This window comes from Rickettsia koreansis (genome assembly GCF_046532895.1).
Classification (GTDB): domain Bacteria; phylum Pseudomonadota; class Alphaproteobacteria; order Rickettsiales; family Rickettsiaceae; genus Rickettsia; species Rickettsia rickettsii.
This window is the reverse complement of sequence record NZ_WHLZ01000001.1, coordinates 235955-262225: the sequence shown is the minus strand read 5'-3', so window position 1 is coordinate 262225 and position 26271 is coordinate 235955. Positions and strand designations below refer to the sequence as shown.

The window sequence follows — 26271 nt, the reverse complement described above, 5'->3', positions numbered from 1 at the left end:
TTCCGGCTGATGTATTAAAAAGAAGCACAAAGTATCGTCTCAAATTTAAATAGTAAGATTAATATTGTAGGACCTAAGACAAATACAATTTCCATTACTCCTATTTCCAATAATAAAAAGAAAGAAGAAATACATAGATAAGCTATATAATTTTAAAAGGGTTTTTTAAAGTTTGAGTAAATTCTTCTTGGTTAGCATATTCCAATGTGATTTTATCTTGTATCTGATTTTTAAACCAAGTAACTTGTCTTTTAGCATACTGACGGGTTCGTATTTGAGCTGCATTTAAAGCCTCATCTAAAGTGAGATTGCCTTTTAAATAAGCTAAAATTTCTTTTATCCCTACAGCTTTCAAATGCGTATAATCTTTAGGAGCAAATTGCTTTTTTATTAAAGCTATTTCGTCAATTGCCCCTTCTTTAAATATCTTATCTAAACGCTCATCACATGTTTTATATAAAAACTTTCGCTCAGGATTTAAGAAAATAATTTTGAAATTAAAATCAGATAAGATTTGTTCTTTTGGCAAAGTTTGAAAAGAAAAGATAGATTTACCGGTTTGCATGAATACTTCATAAGCTCTAATTAAACGCTGAGTATCATTTTGGTTTATTTTAGAAGCAGCAAGCGGGTCAAGCTTCTCTAATTTTCCCCATAATTCTATATTGCCTATTTTAACATATAAGTTTCTTACCTGTTCTCGTAAATCTTCTGATATATCAGGAATATTATTATAGCCAAAAACTAAAGAATTAATATATAAACCCGTTCCACCTATTAATATAGGTAGCTTACCCTTGTCGGTTATTTCTTTTATTTTTTCTGTCGCAAGTTTTAGATATTTTATTACCGAGAAATCTTCTGTCATTGATAAGAAGTTATATAAGTGATACAAGATTTCAGTTTTGTAGTTTTTCGGAGGGGAGGCAGTAATAATAGGAATTTCCTTATAAACCTGCATTGAGTCGATATTAATGATTTCGCCGTTATAAGCTTTAGCCAGTTCATGACCTAAATAAGACTTCCCGCTAGCAGTCGGCCCGCATAATATAATTATACTCTTCTGCTTTGAAGAATTGTTTCTGCAAAACTTCGGATCACCTATTAAATATAGGCTGTGCGTACTCGCTCCTCGTTTTACATTCCCATTCTCCAAATCATTTGAGTATATTTCTTTCTTTATCATTTGTTTAACTAATAAATACGAACTTGTATCGTCATTGCGAGAAGGCATTGTCTACAAAATCGTCATTGCAAGTCAGCATTTATGCTGGTGTGGCAAGCTCAGGAGTTTTTTTATATTATCTTATAAGATTGCCGCGTCGTTGCTAACGCAACTCCTCGCAATGACGGAAAAACCTATCCATGTAACAACGTCTCGCAGGAATGACCTCATACCCTTAAACGGTTTCATCAGTATTAATAGTATTTCCTAAAGTCTCAGTATTAGCATTACCATCTGCTGGTCCACTAAATATTATTGTACCAAGTTTGTTGTCATAACTAATAGTTGGACCACTAAATAAGCCCGCATCACTGTAGTCAATGGTCAGACTATTTAAACCGTTAGATGCGGCTATGTCACTATTAAGAGGATTATCAGTAGGCTCAAGGTCTTTATGTTTTATTACTAATGGTGCCTCAATGTTAATATTTAATGTATTTGCACCTATTGGCGTTATTGTAACTAATTTAGTATCAACAAATGAGTGATTGATATCTGAGATTTTTCATATTATTTTTCTTTATATTAATTTAATGTAAGAAAAATATATAAAATAATATTTTAGAAAGCAATAATGTTTTAATAATTAATTAATAACCCGTATTTTTCAAGATATTTATTAATTATAGTGATTATTTCCTCTAAACCATTCTTACTATCTGATTCAGCCCTTGCAACTATAATAGATTCGGTATTAGAGCTACGCAAGAGCCACCAACCATGTGCAGTATTTACCCGTACACCGTCTATATCATTAAACTCTATTTTCTCTTCTAATGATTTTTCTTTAATCTCTTTAATAATTTGTAATTTTAACTCTGAAGGAACAAAAATTTTAATTTCCGGTGTACTATAGCTTTTCGGTACATCCTCTATTATCTCATCTAGAGTTTTACTTGATCTACTAAGTAAATCTAAAAATCTAAGAGCTGCATAAATTGCATCGTCAAAACCAAAATATTTATCGGCAAAGAATATATGCCCGCTCATTTCGCCAGCGAGTAAAGCCTTTGTCTCAAGCATTTTGCTTTTAATAAAAGGATGACCTGTTCGCCATATTATAGGATGTCCTCCATATGATTTTATTTTAGCGACTATAAATTGGCTGACTTTTACATCAACTATTATAGTTGCGTTTGGATTTTCCTTTAAAATATCCTCAGCAAAAATGCATAAAATTTGATCACCGAATAATATTTTACCGCTTGAGCTTATAATACCGATTCTATCACCGTCACCGTCAAAAGCTATACCAAGGTCACAATTTTGTTCTTTAACCACTTTTATTAGCTCCTGCAAATTAGCAGGATTTGTAGGATCAGGATGATGGCTTGGAAAATTCCCGTCAATCTTACTATGTATGATTATATTCTTGTTTGAGAGATGCTTTTTAAGTTCTTCAACAATATTGCCGGTTGCTCCATTGCCACAATCCCAAGCTACTTTTAATTTTGGATTAATGTTTATTCCATCTAAAATACGTTTTAGGTATTTAGATTGTATATTATGGATTCCTGCTTTCGCAGGAATGACATAAGGGGATGCTGGTGTGGTATTGGAGTAGTTATCCAAAATCTTAGTCAATAACTCCTGTATCTGATCACCAAAAAAAGGTTTACCGTTTTGTAGTATTTTAAAGCCGTTATCGTCACGAGGATTGTGTGACCCCGTGACCATAATACTACCGGCGGGCGTAAAGTGTTTATCGGCAAAATATAAAACTGGTGTTGGAACTACGCCAATATTTATGATTTCAGCCCCTGCATTAGTTAATCCTAGTTCTAAAGCTTTACAAAGGTTAGGGGAGCTAAGCCGACCGTCTAAACCGACACAGATTTGATCGTTATCTTTCGTTATAGTCATCTCGGCAAAACCAAAGCCGATTTTATAAGCTACTTCTTCTGTTAAATCTTTAAGGCTATTGCCTCTTATATCATAAGCCCTAAAAATTTCTTTGTTAATTTGCATAGAAAACTGTTTTGAATATTATTACATTGTCATTCCTACAAAAGAGCCTTGTTGCATGGCTCAGAAAACCTACTCGATGTTATCCCTGCCTACGCGGGAATGACATAAAACAATCCATGCAACAACACCTGCAAGTCGCTCACAATGACGAATTTGCATAGTCTAGAAACTAAAGCTCTCACCTAAATACACTTCCTTAACTTTCTTGCTATTCGCTATTTCCTTAGCACTTCCTTCTAATAATACTTTACCTTCAAAAATAACATAAGCACGGTCGACTATATCTAGAGTATCACGTACGTTATGGTCGGTAATTAATATACCTATATTAAATTCCCGTAAATAAGTAATTAGATTTTTGATATCGGAAATAGCAAGCGGGTCAATACCGGCAAGCGGTTCATCAAGCATGATAAATTTAGGCTCTATTGCAAGTGCACGTGCAATCTCAAGCCTACGCCTTTCACCGCCTGATAAGCTAGCAGCGGATAAATCTTTTAAATGAACTATCGAAAACTTCTCTAACAAATTATGGGTTTTTTGTTCAATTACTTCTTTATCATTGTCAGATATCTCAACTACAGCCTTAATATTATCTTCAACCGACAATTCCCGAAATATCGAAGGTTCTTGAAGAAGATAGCCGAGTCCAAGCCTTGCTCGTAAATAAATAGGCAAGTTGGTAATATTTATATCATTTAAAAGTAATTGCCCTGAGTCCAGTTTCATTAAACCGATAATAATGTTAAAGCAAGTTGTTTTACCGGCTCCATTTGGACCGAATAAACCAACTATCTCTCCTTGTTTTATATTCAGAGATATATCAGTTAATATATTCCTTTTTTTGTAGGATTTTGATATATTTTTAACGTGTAAGCTGTCCATCTTTTTTATTTGTTAAGATTTTGTTGTGTGGATTAATTTTCAACGTCATTGCGAAAAAATTACGTAAGTAATTGACGAAGCAATCCAGTTAAAAATATTAATCTTTAGCATTTTTTAAATTATTTTCTGGATTGTCACACTTCTTGTAATCACTTGCAATGACGTACCAACGGTAAATAGCTCTATTTTTTAATAATATCTACATAGTAGATTAGTTTATTAGTTTTTAACACATTATCGTCACGCTGTAATATTACATTACCAAGTAGAATAAGTTGTTTATTATCGCAAAAATATTTAGCACTATCTGCAAGTAATAATTCATTATTTATTTTTCTTTCTACAGTCAATTTAGTAGGGACAACTATATGATCAATAGTTTGCTTTTCATCTATTGTTTTATAAAAAATATATAATTCTTTCGTTCTAAGTATCGCATTATCGAAGTAAACAATAACATTTCCAAGATATGCTGCTTTTTGTTTGGTTCTATCAATAATTAAACTATCAGATGTGATATGTAAATTTGAAATATTTTTATCATTAGCATATATTATGGTATTAATTATAAGAAGTAAAACAAGTTTAATAATAGAAATCTTTCCAAACTTCGCTTCTAGAGGTAATTTATACATCAAGCCTAGACTCGTATCCTCACGTACTAGTGTATACGCTGCGGTGCTGCGTTCCATGTCTCCTTTAAATTCCTCTCTATAAGCTGGTTTGGCAAGATTTCTAATCCGATAAATCGATGATTGTAGAGACATTGCCTTTAAAAATTATAATATTATTTTCATCTTTTGTATTAAAACTATCCGAAGTAATTGAAGAGTTTTTGTAAAGTAACTTAGCAGGGGAATGACCGGTTATATTCTTATTTACTAAATCAATCCTTGCATCGTTAGTGTTAAATATGATCTCATCAAAAAAAAGTTTTACATCGTTTTTTAAATCTAATATGTTTGATTCTTCATCTAAAAAGCCTTCTTTCGCATTGATAATAAGAGTTTGGTCTTGATTTACGTTATAAATAGCATTTATTATATCTAGTTTATATTTGTTATTTGACTCTTTTATAGCTCGTTCAGTTTTAATCTTATACGCATTTAAATTTTTATTTACTCCTTCAAAAATTGAATCTTTCAATATAATATTATACTTTAAATCAAAATTTTTATTACCTTTTAAACTTTTTTTTGTAACGTTAATATCGTTTTCTTCATGAATATAACCGCTTTTAATTAATATATATCCTATATACAAAATTCCAACTGTTATTAAAAGATATACAGATTTCCAAATTTTTTTTCGCCGTTTATAAGAAGAGGGCATAGATTTTAGCTAACCCCTATGCGTAGTAAATCATGAATATGAATAATGCCTATAATAATATTATCATCAACAATCGGTATATTAGTGATATTCTTGGCTTTCATTAAATTTAAAGCCTCTTTTGCAAATATTTCCGATGAGATATGAATAGGATTTTTGGTCATAATGCTTGATGCTGTTTTTAAGTAAATTTGATCGTTAATATGACAACGTAAATCCCCATCGGTTATAATTCCCACCAAATTTTGGTTTTTATCTGTTACAAGTGTACAACCTAAATGTTTTTTATTCATAATAATTATAGTTTCGGCAAAGGAAGTATCTTCATATACTAAAGGTATTTCATCACCGCTACGCATTAGGTTTTTAATTTTTGTTAAATTAGCGCCGATTGTACCTCCCGGATGATAAATTTTAAAATCATCTTTAGTAAAGCCTCGTTTTTCATGTATAACAGTCATTAAAGCATCACCGAGTGATAGCATGATTAAAGATGATATAGTAGGAGCTCCAATTACAGAAGCTTCCGGGTATTCAGGTACTATTAATAAAAAATCGCTTCTTTTAGCTAAAGTAGAATTTTTATTCATTGTCATTGCAGCAATTTTTATGGAAGAGTTCTTGCAATATTCAATTATATTAAATAGTTCTTTAGTTTCGCCGGAATTAGATAACATAATTACTAGATCATTTCTCGTCACCATACCTAAATCGCCGTGACTTGCTTCTGCTGGATGTAAATAAAAAGCAGGCATACCGGTTGAAGAAAAGCTAGCAGCTATTTTTCTTGCAATATAACCGCTTTTGCCTATACCGGTTAGGATTATCCGTCCTTTGAAAGATAGTAAAAATTCTATAATTCTGTTAAAGTCTTCAGGGATATTTTCGGATAATTTTTCTAAAGCACTTGCTTCACTAGAAATAACCCTCTTTGCGATGATTCGGTAATTATTTGTGTTGGTCATTTATTTACTCATTGTCATACCGTTGCTTGTCCACGGTATCCATCAAATTATTAGTATTATGAGCTATTTTTGTAGATACCCGAACCGTCATTACGAGCAGCCGTAGGCTGCACGGCAATCTCATGAAATAATAACAAACTCCTGAGATTGCTTCGTCAATTACTTCGTAATTTCCTCGCAATGACGATTAAGCTTCATATCAATTAAAATACTTACGTTCTGTAATTACTTCAGCAGTTTCAGCATTATTGTCTTTATTCCAAGCTCGTTTTTTACTAGAATCACGTCGCTGCTCAGGTTCTGAATTGTCCTTAATATTATTAACATTAGTTTTTGGCTTTGTATTATTTGAAGATTTATCTTTATCGGCATTTTTAATAGTTAATTTTGCTTTGCCTTTATTATCAAAGCCTATTAGCTTAACTTTTACTATATCGCCTTGTTTTAAAACACTGCTAACCGTTTCTATTCTTTCTTCTGACACTTCACTAATATGAACAAAGCCGTCTTTATTACCTAAATAATTAATAAAAGCACCGGAATCTAAGACTTTCATTACCGTACCGTTAAATATTTCACCGATTTCAGGTTCAACGGCAATAGCTTTAATTTTATCTAAGGCAACTTTTAGCTTATCTCTATCTGAAGCATAAACAGACACCGTACCGTCATCGCTTATATCTATTTTAGCACCGCTAGTTTCACAAATTTCCTTTATTACTTTACCGCCCGGTCCTATAATATCTCTAATTTTATCCTTATCTATTTTTATAGTAGTAGTAGAAGGAGCATTTTTACTTAGTTCGTTATTTGGTTTACTGATCACTTTATTCATTTGCTCCAGTATATGCAAACGACCGAGTCGTGCTTGCTCTAAAGCTACTTTCATTATTTTAAAATCTACTCCAGATATTTTGATATCCATTTGTAATGCAGTAATCCCTTCGCTAGTTCCTGCAACCTTAAAGTCCATATCACCGAAATAATCTTCATCGCCGAGAATATCCGATAATACGGCAAAATTTTTACCTTCCTTAACAAGTCCCATAGCAATACCCGCAACCGGTGCTTTTATCGGTACGCCGGCATACATTAAAGCAAGAGAACTACCGCAAACAGTTGCCATTGAAGAAGAACCGTTAGACTCCGTAGTTTCAGCAACTACTCTAATAGAATAAGGAAATTGTACTTTATTAGGTAATATTGGATTAATAGCACGCCATGCAAGTTTACCGTGTCCGACTTCACGACGACTAGGTGCTTTCATCGGCATTGCTTCATTTACAGAGTAGGGCGGAAAGATATAATTGAGCATAAAACGCTCTTTATACTCACCCTCTAAACTGTCAACTATCTGCTCATCTAAACTAGTACCGAATGTAGTACTAACTAAGCTTTGCGTTTCACCTCTAGTAAATAAAGCTGAACCATGTGCGGAAGGTAGTAAACCTATTTCGCAAGCAATTTGTCTTATATCCGTGGTACTTCTTCCATCGATACGTCTATTTTTTTCTAAAATCTCGTTACGTAATATATCTGATTCAATAGCTTTTAAAGCTGATTCGATTTGATAATTACTATATTTTTTATTTTCTATGTTGCTTACAAAGTGTGTAAGAACTTTTTCAAGTATTAAATCTAAATTAGTGCTACGTTCTTGTTTAGATTTAATTGCAAAAGCTTGTTCAATTTCTTTTACAAATAACTTCTCAATTTCTTTCTTTAATGAAGCAGGATATAAAGCTTGCATTTCAAGTTTTGGTTTTTTAGCTTCTTCTGCTAGTTCTTTAATTATCTTTATTACCGGCTGAAAGCTTTCAAATCCAAATTTTACGGCTTCTAACATTTGTTCTTCAGAAAGTAAATGAGCTTCCGATTCAACCATCATTACTGAATCTGATGTTCCTGCAACTACTAAATCAAGCTGACTTGTTTTTAATAATGCAAGTGTCGGATTTAAAACAAATTCACCATTGATTAAACCTACTTTACTTGCCGCAACTATTTCTAGATAAGGAGCAGGGGATAGGCTAAGTGCAGCCGATGCACCGATAATTGCAAGTATATCTACCGGAGCTTCAGGATCATATGAAAGAACACTGCAAGTTACATGCGTTTCATTCATAAAAGCCGGATGAAATAATGGTCTAATCGGTCTATCTATTAAACGAGATACTAAAACTTCTCTATCTGATGCTTTTCCCTCATGTTTTAAAAATCCCCCTGGTATCTTACCGGCAGCATATGCCATTTCTCTATAATTAATTGTTAAAGGAAAAAAACCTATGTCCTCTTTTGCTTTGTTAGCTACTACTGCCGTACATAATAAAACGGAATTACCCATTTTTACCGTAACTGCCCCGTCAGCTTGCCTTGCTATTTTACCTGTACTAAGCTCAAGAACTTGTCCGTTCCATGTAACACTCTTAGTTATTTCGTTAAACATCTATTTATCTCATTTCATAATTTATATTTTATTGTATTCTACCACGTCATTGCGAGGAAAATTACTAAGTAATTCGACGAAGCAATCTCAGGATATTTGACGAGATTGCCACGCAGCCTACGACTGCTCGCAATGACGATTATCCAACTACTTAATCTTTCTAATTCCTAGTTTACTTATTAAATCTAAATATTTGCTAACATTATTCTTTTTAATATAGTTAAGTAATCTGCGGCGGCGCCCGACTAAAATTAATAATCCGCGTCTTGAAGTATGATCTTTATGGTTAGATTTAAAATGCTCGGTTAAATTATTGATTCTTTCAGTTAAGATAGCACATTGCACTGCACTTGAACCGGTATCATTTTCCGTTATAGCATATTCTTTAATTAATTGTTGTTTACGTTCTGTAGTAATCGACATCGATAATTTCTCCTTAAATATATAGACTTCCAGTTTTAAAAGAAGTCTTGTGTTAAATTAAATACTCGTAAAGAATTAAAGCAACTCTTGTTTAAGCTACCTATTGCAAGCAAAGTGCCTTTATAGCGAACCCATAAAAGATCAACAGACATCTGGCCAAACTCTACTTCTAGAGGTAATTTGTACGTCAATCCGGTACTCGCATCCTCACGTACTAAAGTGTACGCTGTGGTGCTGCGTTCCGTGTTTCCTTTAAATTCCTCTCTATAAGCAAATTTGGCCAGATGTCTAAAGTCTTTTTCATAATTAAATAAACATTTCTGTCCATATTTAATTTGCTGCGCTTGGCTGTCATTTGCATCAAGAACCAGGATGTCGTCCAGTATTGCTTCTATCTTTATACTTTTTTCCTCTAGGGAATTTTTGGTAATTTCGTCAGGCGATTTAATTCGGATAGCATTTTCTTCTTTAAATATTCCAACCTGAGTACGGCGTAATTCTATCACAAATCCTAAACTTTGCAAGGACAATGCCAAATCTTCTGCTAAAGTCCTTATATAAGCACCTTTTGAGCATTCCGTATAGTATGTAGCGGTAGCATTTTTCTCATCAAAATTTAAACATTTTAGATCATAAATAGTTATATTTCGTGGCTTTAATTCTACTTTTTTTTCCTCTCTAGCCAATTTATAAGCTCTTACACCGTTAACTTTAAGAGCTGAAAAAGCCGGCGGTATTTGTGTTACGTTACCGATAAATTTAGAACATACGGCATAAGCTTCTTCTTGAGAAGGGATACAATCTTTTGTTGCTATTACTTTACCGGCATAATCGCCGCTATTGGTTTGCGTTCCGAATTTTACGGTAAAAATATAGGTTTTTCTAGCATCAATTAGCAGATGTATTAGCTTTGTAGCTTCACCTACGGCAAGCGGTAATATTCCTTCCGCTTCTACGTCTAAAGTACCGGCATGTCCTATCTTGGTTTTACCGAGTATTTTTTTTACTATGCTAACAAGTTGAGCAGAACTTATACCTCTTGGTTTATAAATATTTAACCAATAATTACTCATTTTAATTTGATTTTAACTTGACTTAAATTTAGAAAATCTTTAATATAGAACTCTAGCCAATAGCAAGATAGGTTAGACCAAATAATGACGATTAACCCCAGTAATATAGAAAATTCTTCCTCTAAAATCAATAACTGTTTTTCCAAACTTACCGATTATATCTGGCCTATAAAACGCCACGAAGTTTCTAAATTTTTATTCATCACTTTATTAATGTTCTGTATTTTATTTATCCAAAATCTAATCAGAGCTTTAAAAGATAGTATTGTTACTACTATGATCGGTGCCGAGATTATCTCGTTTTTGAAGTTTTGGGGAGTGATGCCGTCAGCTTTTTTAATGACTGCTATATATGTAAAGCTTGTTAATAAGATGAAAGCAGAAAATATATTTTATCTTATTATATCAATATTTTTAACATTCTTTGCTCTTTTTGCTTACGTTATTTTTCCAAATCATGAAATGCTGCATTTCAGTCCTATAACCGTTCAAAATTTAACGGCAAGTTTACCTAATTTAAAATGGTTTATATTGCTTTTATCAAAATGGAGTTTTTCGTTATTTTATATAATAGCCGAATTATGGCCAAACGTAGTGTTCGCATTACTTTTTTGGCAGTTTGTTAATAATATTACTACAGTAGAAGAATCTAAAAGATTTTATCCGTTATTCGGTTTACTTAGTCAAACAGGTATTTATTTAGCAGGGCAGTTTTTAGAAAATCTAAGTAATATTAATGATTACGTAACTAATAAATTTGCATTGCAATCGTCTTTTCATACACTTTCTATACAAATTATACTAACTATAGTATTAATTTTAGGAATAATAGCTATTAAAACTTTTTGGTTGCTTAATCATAAAGTACTAGACAAAGAGCATATGGCATTACTCAGGTTTAAAGCAAAGAAAAAATCTATGACTATTGCCGAAAGTTTTCAGATGCTTCTATCGTCAAGACATATTAGATTAATTGCAACTTTGCTTATCTGCTATGGCATTGCCATTAATTTAGTAGAAGGTCCTTGGAAAGCAGCAGCTACTAAAATTTATAAAACTCCAACCGAATATGCAGCTTTTATAGGAAGTTATTTGAGCTATACCGGAGTATTTACTATTTTATTTGTCGTACTTGGTTCAAATATAGTTAGAAGACTTGGCTGGTTTACGGCGGCTGTTATCACTCCTTTAATAGTTTTTATTACCGGTATATTATTTTTTTCCGTTAATAATTTTGAAAGATTTGCCGGCTTAATAATAGCAAATTTTATTCTAACCGATCCTGCTTTAATTGCTATAACAATAGGTGCTATTCAAAATGTGCTTAGTAAATCAAGCAAATATACCTTATTTGATTCAACAAAAGAAATGGCCTATGTTCCTTTAGATCCGGAAATAAAAATAAAAGGCAAAGCTGCTGCTGACGTGATAGGTACAAAACTCGGTAAATCTGGTAGTGCATTTTTACAATCATTGGTATTTATAATATTACCTTCCGCTAGTTATCAATCTATTTCCATCTGTTTAATGATTATATTTATAATTACTTGCTTAACCTGGCTTTGGGCAACTAAAGCACTCAATAAAGAATATAAAAATTCTATTAAATTTTCTCAATAATATTAGTTTTTTCTTGATATTACTAAAATCTCTATATACTATCTTTGACAGTATAACACAAACTGTGAAAAAAGGATATGTTATGTCATTCCCGCGAAAGCGGGAATCCAGTCACTAAAAAGTCTAAGCACACTAGATTTTTAAATTAAAAGCTCGATTTATTTCGCTTTTTGCTGGATTCCCGCTTTCGCGGGAATGACATAGAGGGTAAAAATCAATGTCACAACATCGGCTTGACTACATATCACTTACAGTTTATGCTAATTAATTTTTGGTTAAATGAGAGGTTTTATGAGTAAAGACGGTAACCTAGATACAAGTGCATTTGATCCTTTAGCAAATAAGGAATATACAGAAGAACAAAAGCAAACATTAGAACAAGAGCAAAAAGAATTTTCATCTCAAACTACAACCCCAGAACTAGAAGCTGACGATGGTTTTATCGTTACTTCTGCATCTTCTGCTCAATCTACCCCTTCAATTAGTGCTTTATCGGGCAATATCTCTCCTGACAGTCAGACATCAGACCCAATAACTAAGGCTGTAAGAGAAACAATTATACAACCGCAAAAAGATAATTTAATAGAACAAATATTAAAAGACCTGGCAGCCCTTACAGACCGTGATTTAGCTGAACAAAAAAGAAAAGAAATAGAAGAAGAAAAAGATAAAACATTAAGTACTTTTTTCGGTAATCCGGCTAATAGAGAATTTATTGATAAGGCTTTAGAAAATCCTGAGCTTAAAAAGAAATTAGAATCAATAGAAATAGCCGGCTATAAAAATGTTCATAATACATTTAGTGCCGCTAGTGGATACCCTGGTGGATTTAAACCGGTACAGTGGGAACATCACGTAAGTGCAAGCGATCTTAGAGCAACAGTAGTTAAAAATGATACAGGTGATGAACTCTGTACCTTAAATGAAACAACTGTTAAAACTAAGCCTTTTACTTTAGCTAAACAAGACGGTACTCAGGTTCAGATCAGCTCATATAGGGAAATAGATTTTCCTATAAAACTTGATAAAGCCGATGGGTCAATGCATTTATCGATGGTAGCATTAAAAGCTGATGGCACAAAGCCCTACAAAGATAAAGCCGTATATTTCACTGCCCACTACGAAGAAGGACCAAACGGTAAACCTCAACTTAAAGAAATAAGCTCACCAAAACCTTTAAAATTTGCCGGAACCGGAGATGACGCAATAGCTTATATAGAGCATGGTGGAGAAATTTATACACTTGCGGTAACACGCGGTAAATATAAAGAAATGATGAAGGAGGTAGAACTAAACCAAGGGCAGAGCGTTGATTTATCGCAAGCTGAAGATATTATAATAGGACAAGGACAAAGTAAGGAACAACCGCTAATAACTCCACAGCAAACAACCAGTTCATCGGTTGAACCACCTCAGTATAAACAACAAGTACCGCCAATTACTCCTACTAACCAACCACTGAAACCTGAGACTTCACAAATGCCACAGTCGCAACAAGTAAATCTAAACCTTCTTAATGCAGTTACGGCTTTATCAGGCAGCATGCAAGATTTATTAAATTATGTAAATGCAGGTTTAACAAAAGAAATTGATTTAATTAAAGAAGCAGTCACGGCAATTCTTAATAATGAGAAAAGTGATATTGCTGAAAAGCAGGCTAATATTATTGCTTTAGCTGAAAATACGGTCAATAATAAAAACCTCAAACCGGATGCAAAAGTAGCTGGAGTCAATGCAGTATTAGAAACCATCAAAAATGATCAGAATACTCCAGACCTAGAAAAATCAAAAATGCTTGAAGCTACAGTAGCTATCGCTTTAAATTCAGAGAATCTTGAGCCGAAGCAAAAACAGCAGATGTTAGAAAAGGCAGTAGATGTCGGTTTAAGTCTTAAAGATGATTCAAGTAGAGCTGCAGCAATTGACTGTATTACGGATGCTGTAATAAAAAGTCACCTTTCTACTGAAGATAAAGGGACAATGCTTATAGCAGTAGGTGATAAGGTTAATGTCTCTGAATTAAGCAATGCGGAAAAACAAAAATTATTAGGTTCTGTACTAAAGAAAGGTGTAGAAGCCCAAGTTCTCAGTCCAGCACAACAACAATTGATGCAGCAGAATTTAGATAAGATTACGGCGGAACAAACTAAAAAAGATACAATAAAAAAAGTAAATGATATTTTGTTTGATCCTCTAAGTAATACTGAATTAAAAACAATAAACATACAAGCCATTACGTCTAATGTTTTAGATGGTCCGGCTACAGCAGAAGTCAAAGGCGAAATAATTCAAGAAATTACTAACACAGTTGCAGGAAGCTCGCTTGAAGCTCACGACAAAGCAGCGATTGTTAAAGGGGTAGGCGAGACTATAGCTACTCATAGTGATACCTCTTTATCCTTACCTAATAAAGCACTTATTATGGCATCAGCGGAAAAAGGTATTGCAGAAAGTCAGACCAATTTGCCTGATAGAGAGCTAATGACTAAAGGGTTAGTAGACGGTATTTATGAAGGCAAAGGAGGTCCTGAAATAACTAAGGCAACTTCTAGCGGGATCGATAATAGTAATATTAATGACTCTGAGAAAGAGGCACTTAAAAAAGCTAAAGATGCAGCGAGTGAGGCAGCTTTAGATAGAGAAACTCAAAATTTAACTGAAGGGTTAAAAGGACAGAATATAGAAGAACACAAGCCTCACGATGATATATATAATAAAGCTCGAGAAGTAATTAACGCTGTTAATCCTGTTATAGAAGCATTAGAAAAATCTAAAGAACCGGTAGTGTCGGCAGAAGAAAGAATTGTACAAGAAACTTCTAGTATATTAAATAATATCTCTAAGCTTGCAGTTGAGAAAGTCAATAATTTTCGTGCTATGCTTTCTCCAAATGGTAACCTTAAAACTCTTGAAGAAAAAAAAGAGGAATCAATAAAAAAAGTAGATGAGCTGGTAAAGGCATTTGGTACTAAATCTTCTACTGAAGAACAGCAAAGTTTCATTAAAGCTAATTTAATTGATGATAAAACTTTATCTAAAGAGATACGTTTACAAACTATAGATAAGTTATTACAAGAACAAAAACGAGCAGAAGCAATTGAAAACCCTAGTGTTAAAACGGAAGATGTAAGGGTAGTATCAGGAAAGTCTAAATTAAAACCTATAAGTAAAGATAAGCCGGATATTGAAAAAGCTAAAATGGTAGTAGGAAGAGATAGAGTTAATATCAAAGATAATATAAAAATTATGGGAGCATTAATGAATGCAAGAGATAGCATTCAGTCGGAAAATTTAAATAAATCAACACCTATTAAAAGAGAGTCGCCCCCTCCACAACGCTGATCAAGATTTATATTCTGTATATTATCAAGGCAAGCAATGTTATTCCCGCTTCTGCGGGGATGACATAAGTGATATCACAACATAATCAGGATGGTAGCTTGTCTTTATGCATTAGTTTTTCTTTCCAGCTAAACATTTTACTAAATTATTAATGGCTTGTTGTTCTTCCGTGCTATTAATTTTCATAAAATTTCTTGAAACTTCAATGCACATACGTTGATGTTGAGTATGTACGGGCTGCGGTTTATTAGCTTCTTCTAAACCTTCAAAGAAATAATCAATATTTCTATCTAAAGCTTCTGCGATTAGTACTAGCCTTCCTACAGAAATTCTATTAATTGCTTTTTCGTATTTTTGTAATTGTTGATGCGTAACATCAATTACTTCAGCCAGTTGTTGACGAGACAACCCCTTAGCGAGTCTTAAAGAATAAATTTTCTTGCCGATAAAACTATCGATTTTTTGTATAATATCGTTTTTTCTACCCATTATCCTCTCCTTGGTTACTAATTATATCTATATTTAAAAATTTTCTTTGAACAACAATGATATTATCCTATATTATTATAAAACATGTGGTTATTAGTAATTTAATACCATTAAACTTATCCAAGTGTAGGTAGAAATAATACCATAAATTAATATTACAAGCAACTATAAAATAACATTTTTTAAGTTTTTTGTAATCATTTGGTAAATAATTATTAAAGAATAAAATTATTCCTTATCAAATAAAAATATCATAAGAACTTTAAAATTATTTTTAAAATATGAATACCTTATGTTTTAAAAACTTATTTACTGAAGCATAAATTAACAATTTATAAAAAATAAAATTTTGGTGCATTATAGAAAAATATAAAATGAATGCAAGGAAAAATTTCATTTCTATATTAGTATTTCAAATCAAGGATAAAGTATAGTTTCATTTTAATTGTAAATTAATTATTTACAGCGAACTTATTTAAGATTAAATATAAAATTAATAATAACAACTTAGCTTTTATAATGAGAAAAATTTTTAATTGTCTTTACGTAGCCTTATTTAGAACAATAGAAGATGATGGCGTTGAACATTCGGGATATATGTCATTCATGATACTTTTATCTATTTTCCCTTTCCTAGTATTCTTATTAGCTTTAACAAGCTTTTTAGGAGCTTCAGAACTTGGTCAAAATTTTATACAAATTTTTCTAGAGAGTCTTCCGGAACAAGCAACGGAATCAATAGAAAAAAGAATACGCGAATTACTAAGTGCTCCTCCTCAAAGTTTAATGAATCTTGCCATAGTAGGCAGTATTTGGACTGCTTCTTCTTTTGTAGAATGTTTAAGGACTATTTTAAATCGTGTATATCAAATAAAATCTCCACCCCCTTATATAAGAAGAAGATTACTTAGTATTATACAGTTTCTTATAATTAGTGCCTTGATTACCTTTACTATGTTTCTTTTAGTGGTGATTCCAATATTATTTACAAAAATTCCGATAATACTAGAGACCATTGAAAAATATAAGATCATTTTAAATTTTATAAGATATTCTTTAATTTTAATTTTATTATTTTTAGGTGCCTCATCTTTGTATTATATATTACCTAATGTAAAACTAAATTTTATTGATGTATTTCCAGGGGCTTTATTAACTGTGATATTATGGATAATAAGCGGCTATTTGCTTTCAACTTATATAGTCTACTATAATCAATTAAATCTAATGTATGGTTCACTTGGTAGTATAATAGTTACATTAATATTCTTCTATATTATAAATATGATATTTATCTATGGTGCGGAATTTAATTATCTAATGAAAAATTATGAAAATATAGAGTGAAGTGCAGCTTAAAGCACTTCATCAGTATTTAGTTTTACAAAAATAAAATAATTAATTGAAACAATTTTCAGCAGTTTTATATTTAATATTTTATATCAATCTTTATTTTAGTTGTAAAAAACAATTATTGTTTAGTTTTTAGGTTTTGTAAACAAAATACAAATTATTTAAAAAAATCCGGTTTAAATAACATAAAGCTCTCCTGAGATGATGTTGGTAATGGAGTTAAATTATATTGTGGATCGAAAGCATTCCCGTAAATTTTTTCTATTGTTTGGAGCGAACTTGGAGATTTTAAAGCCAACAATATTGACTTTAAAATAGTAAAAATTGCTATATATGGATCGGTTTCGGGGGAAGATAAGCGATGTTCTAAACGTTTGGGAAAAGCATTTGGAGTTCGTACGGCTACGCTTCTATTATTTCCACCGTACGATATATGCGTAGGAGCCATAAATTTTTTATTTATCCGTGAATAATCTAGAGTAGTAGGCATAAAAGCGAGTAGGGTGTCTAACATATAGTGACATAGCCCTTGTGCTGCTAAAATTATATAATAATCATTGAACTCGGAATTAAAATTAATATGAAAATGCATACTATTACCATAATCATCCAAAAACGGCTTAGGCGAAAAATCTATATAACCGTTTAACTGCTGTGCCATTTTTTTTAAAATAGTTTTAACATCTAATATATTTTTTATATATTGTATTAAGTTTACAGAAGGGGGAAGATCTATTTCAAATTGGTTATTGCCTTTTTCTTTTTTTATTTTAGCAATTTTAAATCTAGCTAAGTATTTTCGTGAAAGTATTTCAAATTTAGCTATATCAATATTGTGACTTAAATAAAACTCTATTTCTACGCCGATAATAGGGATTAGGTTATAGTCTTGATGAAATTGTGCTATTATTTTTTCTAGCTGTTTATTTTTTTGTAAACGACCGGATAAAGTGTTAATAAAACTATTATAATTAATATGGGATATTTTCATGGAAGGATTAATAAACGGATCAGTTTATTATAAAATTTTTGATAAAACATTCAATAATTCTAGTCATAGATATATAAAAAAAAATAACTCTATAAATGAAATAGAAATAGTTGAAAACAAAAAATCTATTACTACTTATTTTAAAGCACAAGATATTTTAATTTTAAACCAAGTACATGGCAATCAAATTGTTAATGCTGATGAGTCCATAATTGCCTTACCTGAAGCAGATGGCAGCATTACAACTAAGAAAAATTTAGTATTAGCGGTACAATCGGCAGATTGTGTACCGGTATTACTTGCAAGCGGCGACGGTAAAATAATCGGAGCGGCACATGCAGGTTGGAAAGGAAGTATAAATAATATTATTAGTAATATAGTTACTAAAATAATAGAAAAAGGAGCAAAGAATTTAATAGCAGTGATAGGCCCTGCTATAGCTCAAAGTTCATATGAAGTTGATGATGAATATTATAAAGCTTTCTTAAGTAAGGATATTAACAATAAACAGTTTTTTATAAACTCTATAAAAGAAAAGCATTATATGTTTGATTTACCGGCTTTTGTAGAGTTAAAACTTAAAGAAGCAGGCGTCAAAGATATAAAAAATATTGCTGAAGATACTTACACAAATCCATTAAAATATCCAAGTAAAAGACGCTCATATCATTTGCAAGAACCTTATAATCAGAATATATTATCAGCTATCGTAATGAAATAATGGCATTGCTAAATAAATATTGATGGTTTGAAAAAGCTACACCATTGCAAGGAGGCGTTGTTGCATGGACACTGAGTCATAATTGTGAGCAGCCGTAGGCTGCGTGGCAATCTGGATTGCTTCGTCAATTACTTTATAATTTCCTTGTAATGATAGGAAAACCGGTCTACGCAACAATCGCAATAACGATATCTATCTTTATGTAGCAATGCAAAAATAACTCTTCATTTATCGGAGTATATTAATGAATCAAGATAAACCTTACTATCAAATAGTTTATGCACCAAACGATATTTTTAAAAAACAAGCAGAATATATAGACATTGTTGATGATAATATTCGTACTATTGTCGATAAAATGCTTCAGAATTTACATATAGAAAAGTGGGCTTGGGTGCTAATATGGTAGGAATATTAAAGCGTATAGTGGTAGTTGACCTACATGAAAATAATAAATCATCGCCTATAGTTTTTATTAATCCGGACATAACTTATTTTTTGGAAGAAAAACAAACTTTTATTGAGGGTTCTTTATCGTTTCCAGGCATTGAAGCATCTATTACACGATCAAAAGCAATCAAGGTAAAATATCTTGATTATAACGGTAATAAGCAAGAACTAGCAGCAGAAGGCTTTTTAGCAACTGTAATTCAACAAAACTTTCTTAGATTATTTATCAAAACTTAAGCGTGATACACTACTTAAAAAGATGCTAAAGCATATAAAACTCCATCCTCCACATATTCACGGTAGCGGTTGTAGGCATTAGACATTTTCTTAAACTTCGCTTCTAGAGGTAATTTATACATCAAGCCTAGACTCGTATCCTCACGTACTAGTGTATACGCTGCGGTGACAAGTGCTTTCGTGTCTCCTTTAAATTCCTCTCTATAAGCGTTTGGAAAGATTTCTATTAAAGTTTTTGACATTTAAATTTAAAATATGTTATAACTGACTAGTTAATTAACTAGTTAATTGTATGAAAAACACAATTACAGCCTTTGATGCTAAAACCCATTTTTCTAAATTATTAGACCGAGTTAGTAAAGGTGAAGAAATTTTAATTACTAAAAGAGGAAAAGCTGCTGCAAAAATTGTTCCTATTGATTCTCATAATAATATTGAAATAACAAAGATTGCAGCTCTTAGACTTCGAAAACTTGCAAAAGAAATTAATTTACAACCATCGGATTTAGAAGTATGGCTAAATTACAAAAATGAGGGTAAGAAGTAAAAAATGGTCTCTTTTGTTTTAGATTCTTCAATTGCTTTATCATGGCTTATGCCTGATGAAGTAGCAAGCTTGGATATACTAGATAAAACCATAACAGAAGAAGCAATTGTCCCTGCTATTTGGGGGCTTGAGATTGGAAATGTATTATTATGTGCAGAGCGTGCAAAACGTCTTACTGCAAATCAACGTCACCAAGCAATTTATACTTTAAAGGATCTTTACATCAAAATTGATCAAATAACATTGGAACATATATGGTTTGAGACAATGGATTTAGCCGTACAATATGGATTAACACTTTATGATGCTAGCTATTTAGAGCTAGCATTACGCTGTGGGTTACCAATAGCCACACTTGATAAATCCTTAAAACAAGCAAGTAAAGCCGCTGGGGTCATAGTATTGTGATCACATCTTCACAAGTCGTAGCCAAGCTACCCAGTCACGTTTGCCTAAATCTTCTTCAAACGATAATAAGTCCTTTACCGTCTGCTTACATATTTCTACGGAATGGATTATAAGTTCTTATTCTTTTGTAGAATTTAGTAGGCATTGCGTTTTACAAACTTGTTCTAAATGGTAAGTATAAAACATAGCTTCATGCATAGTTTTGCCGCAGGTAATAGCACCGTGATTACGAAGTAACATCACATAATTCTGTTTAAGGTCAGTAACAAGTCTACTACTCTGTTTGTCGGCATCTAGTACTAGAGCATTATAATTATGATATTCTGTCGTAAAAATGTAATACCCATTGACTGATCGGTAAAAGCCCGCATTTTAAAGCAGAAACGGCAATAGCTGCAGGAGTATGATAATGAAAAATGGCAGAAATATCAGGGCGTGTTTTATAAATACTACCATGAATAAAGTAACCGGTTTTATTATATTGCTATTCTTCTCCTTCTAAAATTTGTCCGTCTAAACTAACTTTTAAAAGATTCTCTGTAGTTACTTCTTCAAATCTTAGTCCAAAAGGATAAATACAGTAAAAATCGGCATTTTTAGGTCTTGCGGATAGATGCATATAAGTATGATCATCCAGCGATAAATACGCCATTATTCGGTAAGCGGCAGCTAAATTATATTTATTGTTAAAATCTATATTGGTTTTATGTTATTCTTGCGTGATGTTGTTGCGTGAATCAGCTTTCCCGTCTGAGCTACGGCAATTGCATAGCATATATACATAATTGATGAAGCAATCTCAGAAGTCTGTTATCATTTTATGAGATTGCCACGCAAGTACTACAACTGCTCGCAATGATGGGGTAATATCTACACAACAAGGCCACACAGGAATGACATAGGAGCTGTGCAACAAATCCTCCATGCTATTTAAAAGGAGTGTATACCGCTTCTTCCTTTGTTTCTATAATCGCTTCTTTAGGAGCTTTTATGCATTCTTGTAAGGATTTCTTACCTAAATACGGTACTAGATTATAATTTAATATATAACATTGTAAATTATCTTTCTTACCGCTAAAGTTAAATTCAATTTTATTGCCTTGCTCTAATAGCTTTTTAACTTCTGTTGTTTGCTGGATAAAATTCTTTTGTTCTAAGTTTAAGTGTTTGATTCTTAGTATATTTTTTACTACGGAAAACGTAGAAACAGCAAGCAGCAGAAGGAATATAAATAACTCTTTATTACTTTGCTTGTGTAAGAAAATACTATTTTTAACATACGAAGCTGCAATCATTCCGATAGCTATAACATAACATCCAAGATATCTAAGTAACGATGCCCCTCTAATTGCCTCTTCATAACTAAAGTTAAAGAAATATAAATATAACCGCCACAAAGCAAAAATTATAAAACACGCAAACGTATTTATCAGGAAAAATTTATATTCTTTCAGCAAATCCGGTTTATATTTACGAATTCCGTACCATGCAGCTATACAAATAGTATATACAACTAAACTTCCTTCTTTTAATAAGAATAACAAGAGAAATTTACCGTAATTTAGTAATAATGATCTATGCTGTTCATTAAAATTTTCAGCAATATATACTAAATTGCTAAAACTATGTTCGAATCTGTCAAAAAAATCATGGGTGTTTTTAAAATAACTCATCCAAATAAAATTATACAAAATAGGTAAAGTAAGTAAAATCAGATACGTAATATAATCACTTGATCTTTTAGGCTTTTTATAAAAAATTGTATAATGAGCTATAAGAATTATCGAAGCAAAAATAGCAAGCCATGTTCCAATTTCTCGGAAAGAGGCAAGTAATATCGTAATAGGTAAAATAAGCAATAATGCTTTTTTCTTGTCTTCCGCAAGGATATAAATTGCAAAAATAGCTCCGAACATTAAGCCAATAGTACTATCGTTATATATTGAACGAATTCCGGTCGTATATAATACTACGCCGCAAAGTAAAAGTGAAAACAACATTCCGGTTTGCCACAATTTCTTATTTGCGGCTAAAGGAGCTAGAAATGCTAAATGTAATAAGAAATGAGCAAATAATACGTTACCGTCCGAATAACCTGAAAGTAGCAGCATAAAATAATGATAAACAGCAGCTCCTCTTGGATAATGGGCATGAGTAGTAATAATGGAAGTTAACGAAGACTGATTTTCAAAAACACCGAAATATAACAATTCTTTAGTAAATATTCCCCAATGTGAGAAATCATCATAAGCATGCAACGATGCATCTCTGGTATAAAGAAAAAACAAAAGAATCAATAAAGTAAATACAATGATTTCAATTATATTTTTTCTAGATTCCTGCTTCCACAGAAATGACACGAAGGAGGTATTATTGCGTAGATCAAGAAATGCGTGCGGTGTCATACCGTGGCTTGACCACGGTATCCAAAAATATAACTTAAAAATACTAAACATTTTTAACTGGATCCCGCGATCAAATCGCGGGATGACAGGAGCGGAGCCACCCCCTACAACAACGCCTATGAAATGCAAGAATGACATGAAAGCTAAAAATATACCGATGAAATAATATATATATGTTACAGCCGGTAATAGCTTTAACATAGCAAAACAATATAAAATTGGTACTAATATGCTGATTATTACGGGAATAGCGAAAGTCAATCTTGTTTTGAAATATTTGGCAAAAAAAGATGAAAACCCAAAAATGCTTAATATCGGTATTATGATCATATTAATTTGTAAATAATTTTTTGATCATTGCGTGGACCGGTAAAACCCACTGTGTCATTCCGTGGCTTAACCACGGGGTCCAAAAAACAATAAAAAATACTAATAATTTTAGTATTTTTAACTGGATCCCGTAGTCAAGCCACGGTATGAAAGAGGTGAAATTGATTCACACAACAAGGCCACACGGAAATGATATAGAACGAAAATGTCCGGTACTATAGGTATCTAATACCCGATCGCAACAACGCCTTTATCACCCGTGTTTAATTTTAGCTTGTGCTGCGGCGATTCTTGCTATAGGGATACGGTATGGAGAACAAGAAACATAGTTTAAATTCATTCTATGAAAAAATTCTATAGAGGCAGGGTTCCCTGCATGTTCTCCGCAAGCTCCGAGTTTCAAATTAGCATTACTGCTTTTTCCGCGTTTTATAGCAATTTCAATTAATTCTCCTACTCCTTCTTCATCGAGAGTAGTAAATGGATCGGATTCAAAAATCTTTTCTTCTAAATAATATGGAAGAAAAGAGGCAATATCATCTCTAGAAATTCCATATGTAGTCTGAGTTAAATCATTAGTGCCAAAACTAAAATAGTCAACTTCCTTAGCTATTTTCTTACTGCCGAGTGCTGCCCTGGGTAGTTCTATCATAGTACCGAGCGTAAAGGAAAACTTATATCTATAACGTTGCTCTAATTCCTCTATTACCGAATAAATATCCATTTTAAGCTTTTTTATTTCACCTACATTGCTAATTAAAGGGATCATTAATTCTAAGTTACATTTTATATGTTCTTTTTTATGTAGCTCAAAAATAGCTGTAAAAATTGCTTCAATTTGCATTTGGTAAATTTCCGGCGAACATATACCAAGTCTACATCCACGGTGACCGAGCATAGGATTTACTTCATGCATAGCATGAAGACGTTGATTAATCATGGATAAAGGTAGATTTAAGCTATTGGCCAAATTCTTTTTATCTTCTTCGGTGGTAGGTAAAAACTCATGTAACGGCGGATCAAGTAATCTAATATTTACCGGTTTATCTTTCATTACTCTGAATAAAGCTTTAAAATCCTCAGTTTGCAGAGGTAATAATTTCTGCACGGCAAGCTTTCTCCGTTCTATATCAGGAGCAATAATCATGTCTCTTACTAAAGGAATTTTATTTTTATCAAAAAACATATGTTCGCTACGACACAAACCTATACCTTGAGCTCCAAACTTTATAGATACTAAAGCATCGTTAACTGTTTCAGCATTTGCACGCACTTTTAAGCTACTAATCTCGTCTGCCCAATCTAAAATTAATTTTGATTCCTCACTGAAAGTAGGTTGAATTAACGGCATTTCACCTAAGAAGATTTTACCGCTACCTCCGTCAATCGTTATAATATCACCTTGTTTAATAACTATGTCGCCTGCTGTTAATATTTGCTTTTTCTCATCTATAGATAAATTACTTGTACCGCAAACACAAGGCTTCCCCATACCTCTTGCCACAACTGCAGCATGTGAAGTCATTCCCCCTCTAATAGTTAAAATACCTGAAGAAACATGCATTCCGTTAATATCCTCAGGACTAGTATCATGGCGTACTAAAATTACTTTATGATGATGAGATAATTTTTCGGCATCATAAGGTGAGAATACTGCAATACCTGTTGCAGCCCCAGGAGAAGCAGGTAGCCCCTCAGCAATAGCAGTAAGCCCCTTACTGTAATCAATTCTTGTATGTAATAATTGATTTAATGATTCCGGATCGATTCGCATTAAGGCTTGTTCTTTAGAAATAAGCTTTTCTTCTACCATTTGTACGGCAATATTAATAGCAGCGATGGCTGTTCTTTTTGCAGTACGTGTTTGCAAAATATATAGCTTATTATTTTCTATAGTGAATTCTATATCCTGCATATCTAAGTAATGTTCTTCAAGCTTTTGTGCAATTTGTGATAACTCCTTAAACACTTCCGGCATCATTGCTTGCATAGAATTGGAATCATTTGCAATAATAGGCATAGGTGTTCTAGTTCCCGATACTATGTCTTCACCTTGAGCATTTATTAAAAACTCTCCAAAGAGCTTTTTTTCTCCTGTAGAAGGTGATCTAGTAAAAGCAACTCCCGTAGCTGAAGTTTTACCTAAATTACCGAAAACCATTGCTTGGATATTAATAGCCGTACCGAAATCCTCCGAAATATTATTGATTTTTCTATATATAACAGCTCTATTACTCATCCAAGAATGTAGCACCGCTTTAATTGCCGATTCTAACTGTTCATAAGGATCATTAATTAGTTGCTTAGTATACTTAATATGTAACCGTTTGAAATCATCAATAATTTTTTCTAATAATTCTACGGTAATATCGCTATCTTTATGAATATCGGCTTGTATCTTGTGCTTTTCGTAAATTTGTTCAAATAGATCACTAGGTATAGATAATACCGTTGAACCGTACATTTCTAAAAATCTTTTGTAACTATCAAGGGCAAATCGTTTATCACCGCAGGAATCCGCAAGAGCATTACACACTTCGTTATTCATTCCAAGATTAAGGATAGTATCCATCATTCCAGGCATTGAAATCGTAGAGCCCGAACGCACCGATAACAATAAAGGATTGCTTGTACTGCCGAAAATTTTACCGGTAATTATTTCAAGTTCAGTGATAGCTTTTTTTAAGTCGCTTTGAAAGTTTTTAGGAAAGTTATTATTGTGGGTATAAAAGTAATTACATAGCTCTGTAGTTATTGTAAAACCATCAGGAATAGGTAGTTTTAGGTTGGACATTTCGGCAAGACCAGCACCTTTGTTACCAAGTATATTTTTCATGCTAGCGTTTCCATCACTACCATTACTGCCAAAATAATAAATTAATTTTTTCATATCATATATCAAAATTTGCTAACAATTTATGGGTTTAGGAGTATTAAATACATATTTATACAGTATGAAAAAAATAGTAGCAACGTTAAATTAAGAATATCTTTAATAAAATAGTTGAAATTTTAAATTTGTTATTATACTTACTAATTTAATTATATCCTGTGTACAAAA

At 32.3% G+C, this 26271-nt stretch carries 21 protein-coding genes and 2 pseudogenes; 7 read left to right on the top strand and 16 right to left on the bottom strand.

Features of this window, described 5'->3' with window-relative positions:
- Positions 1–142: 142 nt before the first annotated feature.
- From miaA to truB, 10 genes are all read right to left on the bottom strand, one after another.
- On the bottom strand, positions 143–1234 hold the full coding sequence (miaA, locus tag GCO76_RS01485) for a tRNA (adenosine(37)-N6)-dimethylallyltransferase MiaA (RefSeq protein WP_410955931.1): 1092 nt from the start codon (positions 1232–1234) through the stop codon (positions 143–145).
- Positions 1235–1400: 166 nt separating this feature from the next.
- Positions 1401–1727, bottom strand: coding sequence for a hypothetical protein (locus GCO76_RS01480; protein ID WP_103897150.1), 327 nt, complete (start codon positions 1725–1727; stop codon positions 1401–1403).
- A gap of 77 nt (positions 1728–1804) precedes the next feature.
- Complete coding sequence (locus GCO76_RS01475; RefSeq protein WP_410955930.1) at positions 1805–3193, bottom strand: phosphomannomutase/phosphoglucomutase; 1389 nt, start codon at positions 3191–3193, stop codon at positions 1805–1807.
- A 162-nt stretch (positions 3194–3355) separates the two neighbouring features.
- Positions 3356–4078 (bottom strand): LPS export ABC transporter ATP-binding protein, encoded by a 723-nt coding sequence (gene lptB, locus GCO76_RS01470; RefSeq protein ID WP_014014342.1) that lies wholly within the window; start codon positions 4076–4078, stop codon positions 3356–3358.
- 182 nt (positions 4079–4260) lie between these two features.
- On the bottom strand, positions 4261–4713 hold the full coding sequence (locus tag GCO76_RS01465) for an LptA/OstA family protein (RefSeq protein ID WP_410956450.1): 453 nt from the start codon (positions 4711–4713) through the stop codon (positions 4261–4263).
- A gap of 100 nt (positions 4714–4813) precedes the next feature.
- Positions 4814–5410 carry an LPS export ABC transporter periplasmic protein LptC gene (lptC, locus tag GCO76_RS01460; RefSeq protein WP_410955929.1) on the bottom strand — a complete coding sequence of 199 codons (597 nt, stop codon included), beginning with the start codon at positions 5408–5410 and terminating at the stop codon, positions 4814–4816.
- 5 nt (positions 5411–5415) lie between these two features.
- Positions 5416–6375 carry a KpsF/GutQ family sugar-phosphate isomerase gene (locus GCO76_RS01455; RefSeq protein WP_410955928.1) on the bottom strand — a complete coding sequence of 320 codons (960 nt, stop codon included), beginning with the start codon at positions 6373–6375 and terminating at the stop codon, positions 5416–5418.
- A 199-nt stretch (positions 6376–6574) separates the two neighbouring features.
- A complete protein-coding gene (gene pnp, locus GCO76_RS01450; RefSeq protein ID WP_410955927.1) occupies positions 6575–8821 on the bottom strand; it encodes a polyribonucleotide nucleotidyltransferase in 2247 nt (748 codons plus the stop codon).
- Between the two features lie 147 nt (positions 8822–8968).
- A complete protein-coding gene (rpsO, locus tag GCO76_RS01445) occupies positions 8969–9244 on the bottom strand; it encodes a 30S ribosomal protein S15 (protein ID WP_004995678.1) in 276 nt (91 codons plus the stop codon).
- 35 nt (positions 9245–9279) lie between these two features.
- Positions 9280–10317, bottom strand: a complete 1038-nt coding sequence (gene truB / locus GCO76_RS01440) for a tRNA pseudouridine(55) synthase TruB (protein WP_410955926.1) — start codon at positions 10315–10317, stop codon at positions 9280–9282.
- Between the two features lie 84 nt (positions 10318–10401).
- On the opposite strand from truB, the gene tlc4 reads away from it, so the two are divergent.
- Together tlc4 and GCO76_RS01430 are read left to right on the top strand one after the other, a co-directional pair.
- The gene (gene tlc4 / locus GCO76_RS01435) at positions 10402–11937 is read left to right on the top strand and encodes an NTP/NDP exchange transporter Tlc4 (protein ID WP_014120818.1); all 1536 of its coding nucleotides are present in this window, start codon (positions 10402–10404) and stop codon (positions 11935–11937) included.
- A 291-nt stretch (positions 11938–12228) separates the two neighbouring features.
- On the top strand, positions 12229–15279 hold the full coding sequence (locus tag GCO76_RS01430; protein ID WP_410955925.1) for a Sca4 family spreading effector: 3051 nt from the start codon (positions 12229–12231) through the stop codon (positions 15277–15279).
- Positions 15280–15390: 111 nt separating this feature from the next.
- On the opposite strand, the gene GCO76_RS01425 is transcribed toward GCO76_RS01430, so the two are convergent.
- On the bottom strand, positions 15391–15768 hold the full coding sequence (locus GCO76_RS01425) for a helix-turn-helix domain-containing protein (RefSeq protein ID WP_014014350.1): 378 nt from the start codon (positions 15766–15768) through the stop codon (positions 15391–15393).
- A gap of 519 nt (positions 15769–16287) precedes the next feature.
- Here GCO76_RS01425 and GCO76_RS01420 point away from each other — a divergent pair.
- Positions 16288–17115 (top strand): YihY/virulence factor BrkB family protein, encoded by an 828-nt coding sequence (locus tag GCO76_RS01420; RefSeq protein WP_014014351.1) that lies wholly within the window; start codon positions 16288–16290, stop codon positions 17113–17115.
- 163 nt (positions 17116–17278) lie between these two features.
- Here the strand turns inward: GCO76_RS01420 and GCO76_RS01415 are convergent, their stop codons facing one another.
- Positions 17279–18112: a type I glutamate--ammonia ligase gene (locus GCO76_RS01415; RefSeq protein ID WP_014120820.1), complete on the bottom strand. Its 834-nt coding sequence runs from the start codon at positions 18110–18112 to the stop codon at positions 17279–17281.
- On the opposite strand from GCO76_RS01415, the gene pgeF reads away from it, so the two are divergent.
- Positions 18111–18833 carry a peptidoglycan editing factor PgeF gene (gene pgeF, locus GCO76_RS01410; RefSeq protein ID WP_410955924.1) on the top strand — a complete coding sequence of 241 codons (723 nt, stop codon included), beginning with the start codon at positions 18111–18113 and terminating at the stop codon, positions 18831–18833. The genes GCO76_RS01415 and pgeF overlap by 2 nt on opposite strands.
- Before the next feature lie 244 nt (positions 18834–19077).
- A pseudogene (gene def / locus GCO76_RS01405) lies at positions 19078–19602 on the top strand (peptide deformylase).
- Here the strand turns inward: def and GCO76_RS01400 are convergent.
- On the bottom strand, positions 19535–19762 hold the full coding sequence (locus GCO76_RS01400; protein ID WP_410955923.1) for a palindromic element RPE1 domain-containing protein: 228 nt from the start codon (positions 19760–19762) through the stop codon (positions 19535–19537). The pseudogene def and the gene GCO76_RS01400 overlap by 68 nt on opposite strands.
- A gap of 50 nt (positions 19763–19812) precedes the next feature.
- Here GCO76_RS01400 and GCO76_RS01395 point away from each other — a divergent pair, with 50 nt between their 5' ends.
- Positions 19813–20067 (top strand): type II toxin-antitoxin system Phd/YefM family antitoxin, encoded by a 255-nt coding sequence (locus GCO76_RS01395; RefSeq protein WP_410955922.1) that lies wholly within the window; start codon positions 19813–19815, stop codon positions 20065–20067.
- Positions 20068–20070: 3 nt separating this feature from the next.
- Positions 20071–20475 (top strand): type II toxin-antitoxin system VapC family toxin, encoded by a 405-nt coding sequence (locus tag GCO76_RS01390; protein WP_410955921.1) that lies wholly within the window; start codon positions 20071–20073, stop codon positions 20473–20475.
- Here the strand turns inward: GCO76_RS01390 and GCO76_RS01385 are convergent.
- From GCO76_RS01385 to ppdK, 3 genes and pseudogenes are all read right to left on the bottom strand, one after another.
- Positions 20476–21127, bottom strand: a pseudogene (locus tag GCO76_RS01385) (class II aldolase/adducin family protein).
- A gap of 274 nt (positions 21128–21401) precedes the next feature.
- Positions 21402–23210, bottom strand: a complete 1809-nt coding sequence (locus GCO76_RS01380) for a hypothetical protein (protein ID WP_410955920.1) — start codon at positions 23208–23210, stop codon at positions 21402–21404.
- A gap of 253 nt (positions 23211–23463) precedes the next feature.
- Complete coding sequence (ppdK, locus tag GCO76_RS01375) at positions 23464–26100, bottom strand: pyruvate, phosphate dikinase (protein WP_410955919.1); 2637 nt, start codon at positions 26098–26100, stop codon at positions 23464–23466.
- Positions 26101–26271: the final 171 nt, after the last annotated feature.

Excerpts from the sequence above, each read along its gene's own strand:
- miaA (WP_410955931.1), bottom strand. The coding sequence starts at position 1,234 with ATGCCTTCTCGCAATGACGATACAAGTTCGTATTTATTAGTTAAACAA.
- GCO76_RS01475 (WP_410955930.1), bottom strand. The coding sequence starts at position 3,193 with ATGCAAATTAACAAAGAAATTTTTAGGGCTTATGATATAAGAGGCAAT.
- lptB (WP_014014342.1), bottom strand. The coding sequence starts at position 4,078 with ATGGACAGCTTACACGTTAAAAATATATCAAAATCCTACAAAAAAAGG.
- GCO76_RS01465 (WP_410956450.1), bottom strand. The coding sequence starts at position 4,713 with ATGTATAAATTACCTCTAGAAGCGAAGTTTGGAAAGATTTCTATTATT.
- lptC (WP_410955929.1), bottom strand. The coding sequence starts at position 5,410 with ATGCCCTCTTCTTATAAACGGCGAAAAAAAATTTGGAAATCTGTATAT.
- GCO76_RS01455 (WP_410955928.1), bottom strand. The coding sequence starts at position 6,375 with ATGACCAACACAAATAATTACCGAATCATCGCAAAGAGGGTTATTTCT.
- pnp (WP_410955927.1), bottom strand. The coding sequence starts at position 8,821 with ATGTTTAACGAAATAACTAAGAGTGTTACATGGAACGGACAAGTTCTT.
- rpsO (WP_004995678.1), bottom strand. The coding sequence starts at position 9,244 with ATGTCGATTACTACAGAACGTAAACAACAATTAATTAAAGAATATGCT.
- truB (WP_410955926.1), bottom strand. The coding sequence starts at position 10,317 with ATGAGTAATTATTGGTTAAATATTTATAAACCAAGAGGTATAAGTTCT.
- tlc4 (WP_014120818.1), top strand. The coding sequence starts at position 10,402 with ATGACGATTAACCCCAGTAATATAGAAAATTCTTCCTCTAAAATCAAT.
- GCO76_RS01430 (WP_410955925.1), top strand. The coding sequence starts at position 12,229 with ATGAGTAAAGACGGTAACCTAGATACAAGTGCATTTGATCCTTTAGCA.
- GCO76_RS01425 (WP_014014350.1), bottom strand. The coding sequence starts at position 15,768 with ATGGGTAGAAAAAACGATATTATACAAAAAATCGATAGTTTTATCGGC.
- GCO76_RS01420 (WP_014014351.1), top strand. The coding sequence starts at position 16,288 with ATGAGAAAAATTTTTAATTGTCTTTACGTAGCCTTATTTAGAACAATA.
- pgeF (WP_410955924.1), top strand. The coding sequence starts at position 18,111 with ATGGAAGGATTAATAAACGGATCAGTTTATTATAAAATTTTTGATAAA.
- GCO76_RS01415 (WP_014120820.1), bottom strand. The coding sequence starts at position 18,112 with ATGAAAATATCCCATATTAATTATAATAGTTTTATTAACACTTTATCC.
- GCO76_RS01400 (WP_410955923.1), bottom strand. The coding sequence starts at position 19,762 with ATGTCAAAAACTTTAATAGAAATCTTTCCAAACGCTTATAGAGAGGAA.
- GCO76_RS01395 (WP_410955922.1), top strand. The coding sequence starts at position 19,813 with ATGAAAAACACAATTACAGCCTTTGATGCTAAAACCCATTTTTCTAAA.
- GCO76_RS01390 (WP_410955921.1), top strand. The coding sequence starts at position 20,071 with ATGGTCTCTTTTGTTTTAGATTCTTCAATTGCTTTATCATGGCTTATG.
- GCO76_RS01380 (WP_410955920.1), bottom strand. The coding sequence starts at position 23,210 with ATGATCATAATACCGATATTAAGCATTTTTGGGTTTTCATCTTTTTTT.
- ppdK (WP_410955919.1), bottom strand. The coding sequence starts at position 26,100 with ATGAAAAAATTAATTTATTATTTTGGCAGTAATGGTAGTGATGGAAAC.